This is a genomic window from Capsulimonas sp. (assembly GCF_039929585.1).
Taxonomy (GTDB): Bacteria; Armatimonadota; Armatimonadia; order Armatimonadales; family Capsulimonadaceae; genus Capsulimonas.
Map to the genome: position 1 here is coordinate 1 of NZ_JBDSQY010000025.1, position 15,977 is coordinate 15,977.

General features: G+C 56.7%; 14 protein-coding genes and 1 pseudogene. All 15 read left to right on the forward strand.

Annotated elements, in window-relative coordinates; genetic code table 11:
- A partial coding sequence (locus ABIZ35_RS01315; RefSeq protein WP_348218073.1) for a hypothetical protein occupies positions 1 to 334 on the forward strand: 334 nt, incomplete at its 5' end.
- Between the two features lie 61 nt (positions 335 to 395).
- Positions 396 to 3,059, forward strand: a complete 2,664-nt coding sequence (locus tag ABIZ35_RS01320; RefSeq protein WP_348218074.1) for a hypothetical protein — start codon at positions 396 to 398, stop codon at positions 3,057 to 3,059.
- A gap of 478 nt (positions 3,060 to 3,537) precedes the next feature.
- Entirely contained in the window at positions 3,538 to 4,374 is an 837-nt protein-coding gene (locus ABIZ35_RS01325) for a glycoside hydrolase family 16 protein (RefSeq protein ID WP_348218075.1), read from the forward strand.
- 106 nt (positions 4,375 to 4,480) lie between these two features.
- On the forward strand, positions 4,481 to 6,193 hold the full coding sequence (locus ABIZ35_RS01330; protein ID WP_348218076.1) for a peptidylprolyl isomerase: 1,713 nt from the start codon (positions 4,481 to 4,483) through the stop codon (positions 6,191 to 6,193).
- A gap of 270 nt (positions 6,194 to 6,463) precedes the next feature.
- Positions 6,464 to 6,856: a DUF3592 domain-containing protein gene (locus ABIZ35_RS01335; protein ID WP_348218077.1), complete on the forward strand. Its 393-nt coding sequence runs from the start codon at positions 6,464 to 6,466 to the stop codon at positions 6,854 to 6,856.
- 171 nt (positions 6,857 to 7,027) lie between these two features.
- The gene (locus ABIZ35_RS01340) at positions 7,028 to 8,563 is read left to right on the forward strand and encodes a YifB family Mg chelatase-like AAA ATPase (protein ID WP_348218078.1); all 1,536 of its coding nucleotides are present in this window, start codon (positions 7,028 to 7,030) and stop codon (positions 8,561 to 8,563) included.
- A 367-nt stretch (positions 8,564 to 8,930) separates the two neighbouring features.
- Positions 8,931 to 11,216 (forward strand): diguanylate cyclase, encoded by a 2,286-nt coding sequence (locus ABIZ35_RS01345; RefSeq protein ID WP_348218079.1) that lies wholly within the window; start codon positions 8,931 to 8,933, stop codon positions 11,214 to 11,216.
- A 68-nt stretch (positions 11,217 to 11,284) separates the two neighbouring features.
- Positions 11,285 to 11,643 (forward strand): annotated as a pseudogene (locus ABIZ35_RS01350) (ATP-binding protein); the annotation flags it as partial.
- A gap of 31 nt (positions 11,644 to 11,674) precedes the next feature.
- Positions 11,675 to 11,905 carry a hypothetical protein gene (locus tag ABIZ35_RS01355; protein ID WP_348218080.1) on the forward strand — a complete coding sequence of 77 codons (231 nt, stop codon included), beginning with the start codon at positions 11,675 to 11,677 and terminating at the stop codon, positions 11,903 to 11,905.
- Positions 11,877 to 12,308 carry a PIN domain-containing protein gene (locus ABIZ35_RS01360; protein WP_348218081.1) on the forward strand — a complete coding sequence of 144 codons (432 nt, stop codon included), beginning with the start codon at positions 11,877 to 11,879 and terminating at the stop codon, positions 12,306 to 12,308. Before ABIZ35_RS01355 ends, ABIZ35_RS01360 begins: the two co-directional genes overlap by 29 nt.
- Before the next feature lie 6 nt (positions 12,309 to 12,314).
- Entirely contained in the window at positions 12,315 to 12,473 is a 159-nt protein-coding gene (locus ABIZ35_RS01365) for a hypothetical protein (protein ID WP_348218082.1), read from the forward strand.
- Between the two features lie 51 nt (positions 12,474 to 12,524).
- Positions 12,525 to 13,382, forward strand: a complete 858-nt coding sequence (locus ABIZ35_RS01370; protein WP_348218083.1) for an inositol oxygenase family protein — start codon at positions 12,525 to 12,527, stop codon at positions 13,380 to 13,382.
- A 15-nt stretch (positions 13,383 to 13,397) separates the two neighbouring features.
- On the forward strand, positions 13,398 to 14,357 hold the full coding sequence (locus tag ABIZ35_RS01375) for a prolyl oligopeptidase family serine peptidase (RefSeq protein ID WP_348218084.1): 960 nt from the start codon (positions 13,398 to 13,400) through the stop codon (positions 14,355 to 14,357).
- Positions 14,358 to 14,380: 23 nt separating this feature from the next.
- Positions 14,381 to 14,908 (forward strand): tetratricopeptide repeat protein, encoded by a 528-nt coding sequence (locus ABIZ35_RS01380; RefSeq protein ID WP_348218085.1) that lies wholly within the window; start codon positions 14,381 to 14,383, stop codon positions 14,906 to 14,908.
- 64 nt (positions 14,909 to 14,972) lie between these two features.
- Positions 14,973 to 15,977 (forward strand): GAF domain-containing protein (locus tag ABIZ35_RS01385; protein WP_348218086.1); only part of this gene is annotated, 1,005 nt, incomplete at its 3' end.

Consider the following 15,977-nt stretch of genomic DNA (forward strand, 5'->3'; position numbering starts at 1 on the left):
CAAGGCCGCCACTCGCGATTTAGACCTGCCGGCGTCCTCCTATCGTGCGGTCCGCGACGCAATGAAATGCAGCAAGTGCCACGATGATTTCGCCGCAATTAACTATCCTCAGGCCCTGCGGACGGACCTTGACCCAGGCGTAATTCTGGACAAGAATGGTATTGTGCATTCTTATATCAAGCAGGGCCTCATGCCGCGCGGCCAACATCTCTCTGACGTAGAGCGCGAGGCCTTATGGAGGTGTTTGATGAAAGAATACTATGATGGCGAATCTCAACATGGTCTTCTGTATGAATGGCTCAAAGGTGCGTCAGATCAGTCAAATCCATCATAAGCGCTTAAGCTGTGAAGTCACTAGACACCTAACAGTCTTTACGCTTGCCGTGCTCCTAAGCATGTCTCGGATTGGGATTTGCGCGACAGACAGCCCCACGCCATCGCCGTCCCTCCTGACGGCTTTGGCGCAGGCGGACTCAGAATCGCACCCCACGCTGATCATTGATGGAGACAAGATCGCGCCGCTCAAGGAAAGCGCGCCCGCCTCTCCCGGCGACACGACACGGCATATTGCGAATGCGTACGGCATGACCGCCGATCCTTTCGGCGGTGTGTACGCCATCGGTCCGACTTCAATGTTTCGTTACAACGAGGATCCGAAAGATCCTAATGTCTTCGAGAATATGGACAGAGAGACGATCCTGCCGCTTCTTGCGGGGAACATCTCGCGCGATCAATGGCTGCTGCTCACGGGGTCGGCAGGACTAGGGCTGGGCGACCTGACAACAGATACCCAGCGCGCGCTTTTTACGGCGCTGCTTCCGAAGGGCAAAGCTCGCGTCGCTCCCGGCTACTTTATGTCCGACAATCCGCCGGGAACGGTGGAAATCACCGATCGTCTCCCACAGTTAAAACTGCATTTGGAGTTGAAGGCAAATGTCACCGCCGCCTTGAACGGGCGGGAATACGGGTTTGCCGATGACCAAGGCCCCATACGAGTCTATCAATTCCTGCCAGAAGTTGACGATGAGAACTTGCAAGAAACCCTCTTTGGCATTCCCGTTCGCCAGCGCCTGCCCAACACGCTGAAAAAGGGAGATTTGAACTGGTCACTGGCGCCGCTCCAAACACCGATTTCTCTGGATGGCGTCAAAACCATAGGCGATCTAGTCACGAAGATCGGCTGGTCGACCGGTCTGGAGATATACGCCGACCGTACGCTGGAAACGAAAAGCGTCTCTGTTCTCGGGGCTAATCGCGCAATTCCCGCATCGGATCTTCTGCGAGCGCTGGCGTTCGCTCTTTCGGGAACCTATCGCAAAGTCGACGCCGCTTATGTGCTGACCGACAATCTGCTCGGGCGCACCGTACTCTGGCGGCGCTGGTACGACATCGAAACTCTCGTGAGCCGGAAACGCGATGAATTGAAAGAGACGCTCGCCAAGAGCGGTTCCGAAACACGCTCCGCAGACGATCTGTCGATCGCCAAGAGCGGCGACGATCTGACCGCCGATCAGCTTCAGAGCCTCCTTCATCCCAAACAGGGCTACCCCGGCGGCATGACCGTGATGTACAAAGACACTTCGCTGGCGCAAAAGCGGGCTATCCTCCACAATCGAGATTTGATCCGTAAGTCTGACCCTTTACTTCCCGCGCCCCCGCCCGGTGACGGCGATCCCGTGGAAATCCACGTTGCGCCATCCGCCTATCTCACAGCGCCGGGACTGGACGGTCAGATTTATGTCAGCAATGTTCTTTTTCTGAGTTCGTTCTTTCCTATTTCGCTTGCGCGCTCACCGTCGGACGCAGCTGCGGCGCCGGAGACGCCCCCACTACCCGTCAAGCCGGAGCCTCCCAGACCGTTGCTGGCCGCCGCCATGTCTGGCGTCTCGCGGCGCGCCGTGATGGCGCAGCCAAAAACGCCCTCTGAGGTAGACGAATTGCTCGCTTCGATGCACGCCATTGGGCTGAATGAGCTATGGCTGGATGTCTTCTCCCAGGGCGAATCGCATCTATCCCCCGCCAGTGATCCGAATGCTTCAGGCATTCTGACGGAAGCGCTTCGGGCTGCGCCCAAGGCTGGAGTGCGTATTGTCCCGACGCTTGATCTCTATCTTTGGGACAGCAATCCGCCGGAAAAATTTCGCGATAGAAACCTACACGGCGACGCCTCTCGGGACGCCGATGCTCGTCAGATACGTATCTACAACGATCGCACGGACGAAACCGACGATGGAACGCCAGTGGCGCCGCCATTTCCAAATCGCCTCTACGTGCAGCCTGCGAATACAGGCGTCCAATCGACGCTTACGGATCTGGTGACGCGACTGGCGTCCCTCCCAGGCGTGGCCGGAATGGTTTGGCGAACGACCGATCCTCCGGGCTATCGTGTGCGGGATACACAGAACACCCCGGAGATTCCCGACCTTGGTTACACGGAAGACCTGCGTCTCGGCTTCCTGCGTAACGCGCATACAGACCCCGTTGACATCTGGCCAAATGCATTCGTAGCAATCGATGGTTTTCTCCGTAAAGGGATCGATGTTCCGATGTCGGAATTTCAAGTCTCCCCCTGGCGGGCGTTTCGAAACGGCGCCAAGCGTAATGCTCTCGCACAGCTTTTGCAATCGGCTCGTAAAGCGTCTGGCTCTAAGACGATCTCCGTACTCCTTCAGCAAGACGGCTACAACGGCGGAGGGACGGGCTGGTATGGCAGCTGGGACGATCCCCGTCAGCCTTTGCCCGTCTACCACAGCGACGCATATTTGGCGGGAAGCACGGAGAATTACATGCGGCAAGGCAATCGTCTTGCCCAGGCCAAAGTCCAGTCCAAGACCATACTCTATTTGATTCGACCTGGAAACGCCACCCTTGCGGAGGAGCTTGCCGCAGAAATCGTCTCGGAAGTCAAAGGGAAGGGTTGGAATGGCTTTGTGATTGACGCACGCCGCGACTCGATCGAGCAGCGTGACCAACTGGCGCCGCCGACAAATCCGCTGGCGGAACTGGCGGAAAGCGCATCCAGGCAAGCACACTCTGCAAACAATAGCAAGCAACCCTAAAGATTTTCAAGAAACTCACCGATGATAGGTTTGAGAGTTTCTCCGTTTCTCCTTTTTAACGCTCCCGTCACCGGGAGCGTCTTTTTTTCGTCGCCTTGCCGGCATCGGCTAAAAAAGATTTCCACAATCGCTGTAGAACCGATTGACAAATTCTCGGTCCTTTGTTATACTCGTTCTAGTTAACCGGTTAAACTCTTGGCCGAGAACGGCTAAAGTTTGCAACTCTAGAACGATTTGAGCTTATTGATATATTTGCTAACGAGGATTCATTGGGGGTTCTATCGATCCAGTGATAAGCGTAAGTTTTTAATGCAATAATTGCAATACAGATTTCGTGCGAGGGTAATGCCCAACTCGCTCGATCATGGGAAGATGCAAGGAACAGTTGCCGTTCCTTGCCATTGACCTGCCTCCGTCGACTGCAATCGGCGGAGAACTATTCTCAGCGTTCGCGATACTCAAAGGAGATTGAAAGATCATGCCGAATCGTTTTACCGCAAAGACCAATGTCCGCCAGAATGCCCTCAGGGCCGCTTCTCGGATTGCAATCGTGACAGCAGGAGCGCTGATCCTATGCGCCGCCGGAGCCCCTCGCGCTTCCGCATGGGGCGTCACCTGGAGCGATGAGTTTACAGGCGTCAACAACCAGCCCTGGAGCGGTAACTGGACCTACACCACTGGCGGAGGCGGTTTCGGTAACAACGAGATCCAGACGTATGTAAACTCCTGGGCGAATTCCCACGTCGTTTCGGACGGGACTGGCACGGATAGTCAGGCTCTGCAGATCCAGGCCCAGCAGGACGGCGCCGGCCGCTGGTATTCGGCGAAGATCGACTCTTACGGCAAGCACACCTTCGGTCCGGGCACCTACCTGGAGTTTCGCTGCAAGTTCCCAAACTCAGGCAAGGGGTACTGGCCAGCCGGCTGGACACTGGGAACGCAGGGCGGGGCTTGGCCGGCTTGCGGTGAAATCGACACGGTCGAGGAAATCAACGGCCAGTGGGAAAACCACCAGAGCCTGCATATGCCAGGATGGGACCCGACCGTTGTTCGCACCGTCAATTCGTCAACATCCACCTACCATAACTACGGCATGTGGTGGCCCGCCGATACCAACTCTATCACGTTTAGCACCGACGGGCAAAACACGGCTACCTTCTACCGAGGGCAAGCCGGCACGTGGGAGTTCAACAGCAACCAGCAGGAGTTCGTCATTTTGAACCTGGCAATCGGCGGGAACTGGCCTGGTAACCCCGACGGCAGCACCCGGGCAAACGGTAATTTCGATATCGACTATGTCCGCCAGTATAACTAAGACCATCCTCTGAACCCTCATCGAATGGGACGCTGTCAGCCAGGATCTTCTGAGCTGGCGGCGTTTCCAACGTCCTATGATGGACCATTAAGAAGGACTAACGAACTTGGCGCCACGTTCTCATCGAAAATCACTCCTGATCGCGACGATATTGTGCGCAGTCGGAGCGCCCGCCACCGTCAGTGCTCTGCCGTCATCGCAGCCGCAAATCAGCTCTTCCCCAGGCGGCAATTCGATCCTTGACGCGGCTGCGGTCGTCGATGGACATGTCATCCCCAGGAGCGACATCGAATTGCTGTGCCTGCGCACGCAGCGCGGATACGTCGTCGATCAAATGGTTCAGAACTTTGTGGTCGAGCGTGAATGCGGCAGGCGCGGGATCGTGGTTACTGAAGCCGCAATCGACAGGAGCATCGCCGATCTGCGCAAAGAGTACGCGCCGGCGGTGCTGGAAGACACGATCAAAGCGCATGCATGGACGATGCCGCAGCTCCGGCAACAATTCCGCGCCAAACTAGGACGTCAGCAGCTCGTTACGGAGGGAGTGAAGCCGGTTAGGATGGTTCACTGCCGCGAAATCCTCGTGAAATGCCGCCAGAGCGGCATTCCGAGTGTGACGGGCAGCGCCGGCCGTGCCGAGGCAGAGGCGCTTACGATAATTAAGAGTATTCAGGAGCAACTGAACGACGGAAAAGAGTTTGGTGATCTGGCGCGGCTCTACTCGGAATCAGAGCCGCTCGACGGAAACGGCGATATCGGAGTGCTCTACGGCAATATGGTGGGGAACGTCGGAGGGCCGGTCCTGGCCGAGTCGCTCACACTGAAGAAGGGGCAAGTGTCGAAAGCCCCCGTGAAGACGGCGGAAGGTTACTGCCTCATCCAGGCGATCAGCACATCCGATGACCACTCCAGTACTGAGGAAACCATCTACCGGGAAGCCGATACTGAGTGTCAGAAAGTGCAGGCGATGTTCCTAGAGCCGACAATTATCGGCGCTTTGATCCGTCAGTCCAAGATCACGTATGCATCCGATGCCGAACTTATTCCCGGGAAGCCTCTGCCCATTGCCGCCGCGACTATCGACAATCACCCTATCTTGATGAAGGATGTTCTCGCCAAATGCGTCGCCGATGGCGGCCGTGAAGCCGTCGATAACCTCGTACAGAACTATCTGGTCGACCGTGAGTGCGAACGCCGAGGAATCGTCGTCCGCGAATCCGAGGTTGACCAGGCCGTCGCGAATCTGCGGCGGCGCATCGCGCCGCATACGATCGAAGAGGGCTTGCCGGCCCACCACACGACCATGGCGGGTCTCAGAAATGATTTCAAGCAGCAGATTGAGCGCACAAAGCTAGTGCTCAATCAGGTCAAGCCTGCCCCCATGGTTCACTGCTGTATCATTTCTGTGCGAGATACTCCTGCTAAGCAATCGCCGCCCCTCCTTGCCGCCGTGCAGGCGCAGCTCAAATCGGGAAAAGACTTTGCGGAACTGGCCCGCCAATATTCCAACGCAGAATCGAAGAACCAAGCGGGCGACGCCGGTATCCTCTATCCGGGCATGCTCGGCGCGGACACGGCGCTTCTGAACGCGGCGCTGACGATGAAAAAGGGACAGATCACTCCCGAGGCCGTCAAGACCTACGACGGCTATGTTCTGATCCAGGCCGTCAGCACCAGCGACGATCACTCCCCTTCCGAGGCCCCATTATATGCCGAGGCGCTGGCGACTTACAAAGAGCAGCAAGCCCAGCCTCTTATTCTAGAGGCCGTCCGAGAGCTCGTAAAAAAGTCGAAAGTAACATACTTCCTCAAATCGTAGAAGCAGACCGAATTCAGCGCGCGGCGCCCCATTCTTAGCAGGGTAAGAATGGGGCGCCACATTTCACCGTCTCGCCTGCCGTCAATGAGAAATGACTTCCCCGCCCCGCCCTCGTGACCACAGCGACTTTCCTTGAGAGCAGCATCTTGTTCGTGCACAGGCGTCAACTTCTCAAACTTAGTCCCTGACATGTAGGCGCTATGGCCCATGTGCAGTAGTGTGAAGTCGTGTTAGAGTAGATCATCAGGCACAGGGAGAGGAGAGCTAGGCATGTCCGTGATAAAGTTCGCGATAATTGTGGTTGGTATTCTCATCGTTATTATCGGTGTCTGTAATCGACAGCAACGATCTGCGGCGACGCTTGGGATGAATAGCGCCGTGGGACAGGTTGTCGGACAGGCTCAAGCAAGAACCTACTTCGGCTCTTTTAAAGTTGCTGTTATTCAATTCGTCACGGCCGACGCAACGACGGTTACGATCACGTTGGGTCAACCTAGTCCCTATCGAATCGGGGACAAAGTCACGATCTATTACGCCCCCGAAAATCCAGAATGCGATTGGGCTATCCCATCCGGTCTGACACCCTGGCAATTAGCCTTCACTGTTGTTATTGGGGTATCCATCGCAATAGTTGGCCTGGTGATGAAGACTGGGAATCCGTGACCTCTTCACTGAGAGCGTTTTTTTTGTTGACACGTTCCGCTTTTCTCGAAGTTCGGAGAGTGCCTCTTTAGACAATACGTTTCACGGCAGGAAATTATTCGTTGTCTACCGAACAAGCTGACAATTGACTGCCGCGCTGAACGTCAGTTTAGCTGTCAGAGAAGGACTCCCATGCTCGCTCAAGTCGACTCCGCCGCTACTCTCGGTATAGATGCTTATATTGTCCGCGTCGAAGTGGATATAGCCCCTGGATTACCGTTGTTTGCCATCGTCGGTCTGCCCGACGCCGCCGTGCAGGAATCGCGTGAGCGTGTGCGTAGCGCGGTTCGCAACACAGGGTATGAATTTCCGATACGACGAATTACGATTAATTTAGCTCCGGCGGATATCAAGAAGCAGGGTCCTGCTTTTGATCTTCCCATTGCTATCGGCGTGCTTGCCGCGACGGGGCAGCTTTCCACGGATCATCTGGACAAAGGTGTGTTTGTAGGAGAACTCGCGCTCGATGGCGGCGTGAGCCCGGTCGCAGGCATTCTCCCAATCGCCATTCGCGCCAAGGCTGAGAAGAAGAAGTTCCTCGTCGTCCCGGAAGCCAACGCGCGCGAGGCCGCCGTGGTCGGCGACGTGGATATCTACCCGGTCAAAACCCTCGCCGAGGTCGTCGCGCTCCTGAACGAGTTCGACAAATCGACGCCACTGCCCGCCGATCCCGTCGGACTGCTGAACGCCGATCAGCACTATGACATCGACTTTGCCGACGTCAAGGGACAGGAACATGTCAAGCGCGCACTGGAAGTCGCAGCCGCCGGCGGCCATAATATCTTGTTGGTCGGCCCTCCCGGCTCTGGCAAGACAATGCTCGCGCGCCGGCTCCCCACCATTCTCCCGCCGCTCAATCTCGACGAAGCTCTCGATATTACAAAAATCTACAGCATCTCCGGCCTGCTCGGCACGCATACGGCGCTCGTGACCAAGCGGCCGTTCCGCAGTCCGCACCATTCCATCTCCACCGCCGCCCTCGCTGGCGGCGGCAGCAACCCGCGTCCTGGCGAAGTCTCACTTTCCCACCACGGCGTTCTTTTTCTTGACGAATTACCCGAATTCCGCCGCGACGTCCTCGAAGTCCTGCGCCAGCCCCTCGAAGACGGCCACGTCACCATCGCCCGCATCGCCGGCACCATGACCTACCCCGCGCGCCTGATGCTCGTCGCCGCCATGAACCCCTGCCCGTGCGGCTACTACGGCGACACCATCAAAAGCTGTACCTGCTCCCCGCAGATGATCTCTAAGTACCTCCAGCGTATCTCCGGTCCGCTGCTCGACCGCATCGACATCCACATCGAAGTCCCGCGCCTACCCCAGGACGAGATGCTCCAAAGCAGCGGAACCGGCGAAACCAGCGCGACCATTCGAAGCCGCATCATCGCCGCCCGCGACGTGCAAAAACAGCGCTTCACCGGCACCGACCTGCAAAACAACGCCAGCATGGCGAGCAAGCAGCTCAAGGAATACTGCGCCGTCGATAAAGAAGTCAAAGACCTCTTGCGCGCCGCCATCTCCCAGCTTGGCCTGAGCGCCCGCGCCTACGACCGCATCTTGAAGCTCGCGCGGACGGTGGCGGATTTGGATGGGGCGAAGGATATTGGACTGGGGCATGTGGCGGAGTCCATCCAGTACCGGGCGCTGGATCGGAAGTTGTGGGGATAAAGATTAGCCTATCGGTTGTCCGATCCAGCCGTAAACGACCGACCTAGCCCTGTAATCCCAATCGATGGGGCGCCATTGATCAGTACGACGGACATGTGTTGAAAACGATGGGCGGCGCCTTCCGAGCCGCCTTTCATAACCGCTTCCTCTGCGCTCAACGCCTCCATCCGATAAGCCTCTACGGGGCGGCAGATACGATCAGAAGGCGCCACTTGCGCAGTCTTTCATCATCTGTTATAATTCTCCCACTGTCGCTGGGAGGGGAATGCGTCGAATAGAAGGATGGGCACTGATGGAATCGTACAATGAGAATGACGCCGGGACAGAGCCGACCGACCGAAACTCAGCGGCGACATCGGCGGTAAACATGGTTGTCGAACCTTCCTCCGCCGCATCCCAACCGAGCGCCGCCGACATCCTGGACCGCATCACCGACGCGTTCATTGCCCTGGACGCGGATTGGCGCTACATCCACGTTAGCCCGATGGCGGCGCAGGTACTAGGACGTTGTCCCGAGGACCTACTCGGGAGGAACATCTGGACTGAGTTCCCCGAAAGTGTCGGCCAATCCTTTTGGGACGCCTATCACGAAACCCTCGTTGACCAGACTTCCTCGGAGATCAAGGAATACTCCCCGCGCAATGAGCGCGGGTTCCAGAATCGCATCTTCCCGTCGGCGAGCGGCCTGACCGACTTCTTCCAGCACGTGACAGAGCGGCGCAGGACCGAGGCTGCCTTCACGGAGAGCCAGCAGAACTTTTGGGCCATCGCGGAGGCGATGCCCACCTCCATCATCATGACCCGCCTCTCGGACCAGACTATCCTCTACGCTAACCAATTCGCCCGCCAGCTCTTCGGCGCGAGCCCTGAGACCGACACGAGCCAATACACATCCTACCATTTTTTTCAGAACCCCGCCGACCGTGACGAGATCGTTCGCCTGCTCTCGGAGCAGCCCTTCGTCGGGCCGCGCGAACTCGCCCTGAAGCACATGGACGGGACGCCGTTGTGGGTCATCGCCGCCTTTCAGCGTCTGACCTATGGCGGCGAGGAGGTGTCGTTGGCGACCCAGCACGACATCACCGAGCGCAAACACGCCGAGCAGGAGCGGGAGAGGCACTTTCGAGAACTGGCGGAGCGTGAGGCGGCCCTGCGGGAGAGTCGGAGCCACTTCCAGGCTATTGCCGAGGTCGCTCCTGTGTCCATCATTATCACCCGCATGGCGGATGGCGTCGCCCTCTACGCCAACCCGTTCGCCCGCCAGCTCTTCGGCGTAGCCCTCGATGCCGACGTGAGCCGTCACACCTCGATCAACTTCTACCAGGACTCCGCCGAGCGCGATGAGATCAGGCGCTTGCTCGCGCTGTATTCGTTCGTCGGGCCGCGCGAACTCGCGGCCAAGAACCTGGACGGGACGCCATTCTGGGCGATTGGTTCCTTCCAGTTCCTGACCTATGGGGGCGAGGAGGTAGTGCTGGCAATCCACCACGACATCACGGAGCGCAAGCGGATCGAGGCGGAGAGGGAGCGGCTTTTGGCCGAGGCGCAGAGGCGGGCGGACCGTGACCCCGTGACCGAACTACTGAACCACCGCGCCTTCCAGAAGCGGCTGGAGGAGGAGGCGGCCCAGGCCGAGCGGGAGGGCGCGCCCTTGGCCGTGGTGATTCTGGACCTCGACAACTTCAAGTTCTTCAACGACGTTTACGGCCACGCGGTCGGTGATGAGGTGCTGCGGCAGGTTGCCGAGCGCCTGCGCTTCACCTGCCGTCGCGAGGACGTGCTCGCACGCTACGGCGGGGACGAGTTCGCCCTGATCCTCCCAGGCGTAGGCGATACCCCGCGCAAGGAGATCGAGGCGCAGGTGCGGGCGCGCATGACCGGCTTGACGTACCACCCCGCAGGTCAGGCGGCGACGATCCCGATCTCAATCAGCGCGGGGGCGGCGACGTATCCGTTCGAGGGTCTGGCGTGGCATGAGGTGGTAGGACGGGCGGACGAGCGGATGCGGCGGGCGAAGGCCAGCGGCTCGGGGGAGTCGGAGGCCGATCAGGTGCGCCTCTCTATGCTGAACGCGGTAGACGGGTTCTCAATGCTGGACGCGCTGGTGGCGGCGGTGGACAACAAAGACCGCTACACCCGCCGCCACTCCGAAGATGTGCTGGAATACAGCCTGATGATCGCACGCGAGCTGGGACTGTCTGCGACCGAGCAGCATATAGTGGCGGTTTCGGCCCTGCTGCACGACGTGGGTAAGATCGGCGTGCCTGACGCCATCCTGCGCAAGCCTGGGCGACTGACCGAGGATGAGTTCGCGGCGGTGAAACAGCACCCGCAGATGGGGGCGGTGATCGTCTCGGCGGTGCCAGGGCTGGAAGAGACTCTCGGCGCGGTGCGCCACCACCACGAGCGCTGGGACGGGCAAGGCTACCCGTGCGGACTGCGGAGGGAGGAGACGCCGCTGATCGCACGACTGATGGCCGTGGCGGACGCCTACAGCGCGATGACGACGGACCGCCCGTACCGCAAGGGCATGGATGCGGAGAAGGCGCTGGCGATCCTGGTGGACGGGGCCGGGACGCAGTGGGACCCGGCGTGCGTGGAGGCGTTCCTGCGGGCGATGAAGCCGAGGCATGAGACCACTCAGATGTCCTGAGCGTCCGTGCTCTCAAATCGCCATCAGCGGCGACAGAAAGAACATCAGGGCGATGTGCTATTGGGAGAATGCCCGAGTTCAAGCGCGACGTCCTCGAAGTCCTGCGCCAGCCCCTCGAAGACGGCCACGTCACCATCGCCCGCGCCATGACCTACCCTGCCCGACTCATGCTCGTCGCCGCCATGGATCCCTGCCCCTGCGGCTACTTTAGCGACACCATCTCAAAGAATACTGCGCCGTCGATAAAGAAGTCAAAGACCTATTGCGCGCCGCCATCTCTCAGCTTGGTCTGAGCGCCCGCGCCTACGACCGTATTCTCAAACTCGCGCGGACGGTGGCGGACTTGGACGGGGCGAAGGATATTGGATTAGGGCATGTGGCGGAGTCGATCCAGTATTGGGCGCTGGATCGGAAGTTGTGGGGATAATTAGAGTAAAATACAGTATGGAGGGCAATTTATGACTCGAACATTGAATGCGACTTTTGACGGCGCCTCATCCCTGAAATTGGATGAACAACTAGACTTGGCTCCTAACACTGTAGTTCGTGTGACGATTGAAACGGTTGACGCGCCAGCTGCTAATGATTTCTTAGCCATTTGCCTCGGGGCAAATTTAGATGGACCGGCCGATTGGTCCGAAAATTTGGAGCATTATCTTTATGGCGACAAACACGAAACTCCAGAATGAAGTCTTTTTAGACACATCATACATCATCGCTCTCTCTACGCCCAAAGATAATCACCATTTACAAGCAGCGAATTTAAGCAAGACTATTGCGAGCACTCGCCCAAAGCTTATTACATCACGCGGTGTACTGCTCGAAATTGGCAATTCACTATCAAAAGTTCAATATCGCAAAATCGGAGTCGCCATCTTAAATGCACTCACCAATGATCCAGGCCTTGAAATTATTGATGTGACATCCACTCTCTATCGGGATGCACTCGCATTGTACTCATCGCGCCCCGATAAAGAATGGGGCTTAACTGACTGTTTGTCTTTTACAATCATGGAGCAACGCGGCATCCAGCAAGCCTTGACAGCTGATGAACATTTTATCCAAGCTGGTTATCAGGCGCTGATTCGATAATAGGTATTGTCTCCAACTATCGTCCAGCTTGGACCGAGCACGCGCGTCTACGATCGCATCTTCAATCTCGCGCGAACGGTGGCGGACTTGGACGGGGCGAAGGATATTGGCTTGGGGCATGTGGCGCAGTCGATCCAGTATCGGGCGCTGGGCCGGAAGTTGTGAGGGTAAGATAACATATTCGTGAGCGGATTTCGAACATAGGAGGTGGCTCAAATGGCGGATGTGATCGAAGTGGAAGAGGCGCTTGAGGAATTCCAAAAAGGGCGGTACGAGGATCTGGACGCCGGCGCGGCGGCGAAGGCTAAGGACGAGTATCGCGACTATGACGCGGAGGCGCGGCCTACGGTCAAGGAGTTCTACCGGCTGAACCATACCTACCAAACATACGACTTTGTGCAGCGGAAAAAAGAGCAATATCTCTCGTTAAATCGCAGGACGATGGGGATATGGGAAGCGATGGAGTTTCTCAACAATCTTGTCGATGACAGCGACCCGGACACGGATCTTACGCAGATTGAACACCTCATGCAGACTGCGGAGGCGATACGCGCCGATGGACATCCGCGCTGGTTTATCCTGACCGGCCTCATTCACGATCTCGGCAAGATCCTCTGTCTTTGGGATGAACCTCAGTGGGCGGTGGTCGGAGATACATTCCCCGTGGGCTGCGCCTACAGCGATAAGGTCGTCTTCTCCGAATTCTTCGCGCTCAACCCGGATTCTCAGGTTTCTGAATACCAAACGCCGACCGGAATCTACGAACCTGCCTGCGGTCTCGGCAGCGTGCATCTCTCGTGGGGACACGACGAATATCTCTATCAGGTCGTTAAGGATCACATGCCCGAAGAGAGCCTCTACATGATCCGCTATCACTCCTTTTACGCCGCCCATCGCGAAGGGGCGTATCAGAACTTGATGGACGATCGGGATCAGGAGATGTTTTCTTGGGTGCGCAAGTTCAATCCCTACGATCTTTACTCCAAAACTCCCGAGCGTCCGGATGTCGCCGCGCTGCGTCCCTACTACGAAGAGCTGATCGCCGAATATTTCCCGGCGACGCTGCGCTGGTGATCGTATTTCGGTTTCATGATTGAAGGTGAAATGAGACTGACGATTAAATCCACGGCTCGTATCGTACTGTTGACTGCCGCCATCTTGGCATTGCTCTGGCTGATGTCAGAAAAACCGTATCCACAGAAAGTCGCTTTGATGCCGACCGGTGAGCCGGGCATGAGCGTCTCAGTGGTTCAAACGACGTCCGCAATAAACTCTCGTGTGACGCTTTGGGTGTTTCTCCCGCCGAACACGGGCAAAAAGGTCGGCTGCGTTATTATTGCTCCGTCCGGCACCCCTCAAATATGGGGGGCGGATCTAGGAAATACGCAGGAATACTTTCCCTACGTTCGGGCCGGTTTCGCCGTGGTGGCTTACTCGCTGGACGGCAGCTTGCCGGACGGCCCAAGCGCGGATCAAATAATCGACGCACATCGCGCGTTCGCGAAGGCCGGCGCGGGAGTTGAGGACGCGAAGGCGGCAATTAATTATATTCAACAACATATTCCGCAAATCGATCCGACGAGAATTTACACAGCCGGCCACAGCTCCGCTGGAGCGGAGGCGCTTCTCGTCGCCGCTACGGATCGCAGAATTCACGGCTGTTTGGCTTACTGTCCGCCGACGGACTTAATCGCCGAACATGGAGGAAAACTTGCGGGTCTCCAGGAATTTATTCCCGACATCCGAAGTTTCCTGATCAACACTGCTCCATCCGAGAATATTCATAAACTCACCTGTCCCGTATTTTTGTTTGCATCTCTTGGCGATCAGACGATTACCGCCGCCTCCGTGGATAAATTTGCCAAGGAGCTGAAGAGCGAAAACTCACACGTATCCTTCGTCCGCGTAAGCAATGGCGGCCACTATGAATCCATGATCAATGATGGCGTTCCGCGCGGAATTGAATGGCTGAAATCAGTAGACGAAAAGCTTAGCATGAAACAAAATCATGACGCACGACACTCAGATGTCAGACATCTTCTAAAATGAAATATCCGATTGGATCGTGTACAATGAAACGATGGGGAATAGCGGTCGTACCGCTGGTAATAATCATAACTGTGATTTGGTCACGAATACCGCAGCGCATTTTTGCTTCCAGTCATGAAACTCGAGGGTTAAAGCTTTCCCAGTCCGGCGATGCCGCAGGAGCCATGCAAGAGTTTCAAGAGGCCGTAAAACTCGATCCCAGCGTCTATCGTTACCATAATAATCTGGGCTGGTATCTCTTCAAGGCGGGACGATTCAAAGAAGCACTCCCGGAATGCCAGGAAGCCGTTCGGCTCAATCCGAAAAACGCTGCTTCTCTTGACAGTTTAGGAGCAGTTCTCAGTGGCTTGGGACGATACGAAGAAGCTGTCGATGATTGCGGAAAGGCGGTCGCGATGAAGGGATCAGCCATCCATCGATTGAACTATGGCTACGCATTGTACATGACTGGGCGCAAGACCGAAGGACGTGAACAATGGTCAATCGCAGCAACCATGAACGCCCCGGAGTCGGCGGCGCTCGCCCGTAGGTGTCTCCAGCAATATCCATAGCTATAGATAAAATTCGATAGCATGACCCGTCGTTTATCCAGAGATACAACAGGTTAACTTCACGATGTCCGACAATAATCTCACAATTGACGATCTTTTAGAGCTAGTCAAAGCCAGCCGAGAACTTGCAGCGGAAATAGATTTACCTGTCGTTCTGGAAAAGATTCTCACAACGGCTGGAAAGCTGACGTCGTCGTTTGACGGTTCTGTTCTTCTCCATAATCCATCGTCCATTTGCGACGGTCGGCAGGGTTCGTTCTACTTTGCATCGGCAATCGGCGAAAAAGCTTCCTGGCTTCTCAGGACTAAGGGAGCACAGGCGGAAGTTAAAGACCAGGTTCCGATGCATAGCGTTTCGGGTGAAGTTTTTACGACCGGGCGATCTGTGGTTAAGAATGATGTTGCCGTGGACACAGCGCATAATAAAACCGTCGACGCCGAGGCCAATTTTGTGACGCAATCGATGATCTGCGTTCCCCTGAGCGCCGCTGGCGAAAAGCTGGGCGTCATGCAGATCCTGAACAAACAGAAAGGTTCGTACTCCGAACGCGATCAGTTCGTTTTGGAGGCGTTCTCCAGCCAAGCCGCCGTCGCTATCAGAAACGCGAAACTGTTTGAAGACGTGCTCGCACACATGGGCTTCCCCACGTCCGCGTATCGGAAAGAGCGAACGGTCGATATTCTCCAAAAATTACGGGAGCCGGCGCGGCGAGAGTACATGACGCTCTTTATGGTCGATATGCGCGGCTTCACCGAGCTCTGCAACGTCATCAATAACCCGGAACGAATCCAAATCTTTCTCAATGGGTATTTTGAATTTTTGCATCATGAAGTCATCAAGCATCACGGCACGGTCAATAAGTTTCTCGGAGATGGGCTGCTCGCGTTTTTCCGTGAGGAAAATCATGAACGAAACGCCGTTCAGTGCGCATTTGCGATTGCAAACTCCTTTGGAGCCTTTGTGAGAGAATGGAAGAAACGCGAGAAAGTTGGCGAGAATATCAAGTTTCTTGATGTGGGCGTCGGCATTGTCAGCGACCATGTCATTGTCGGGTCCATTGGCGCCATG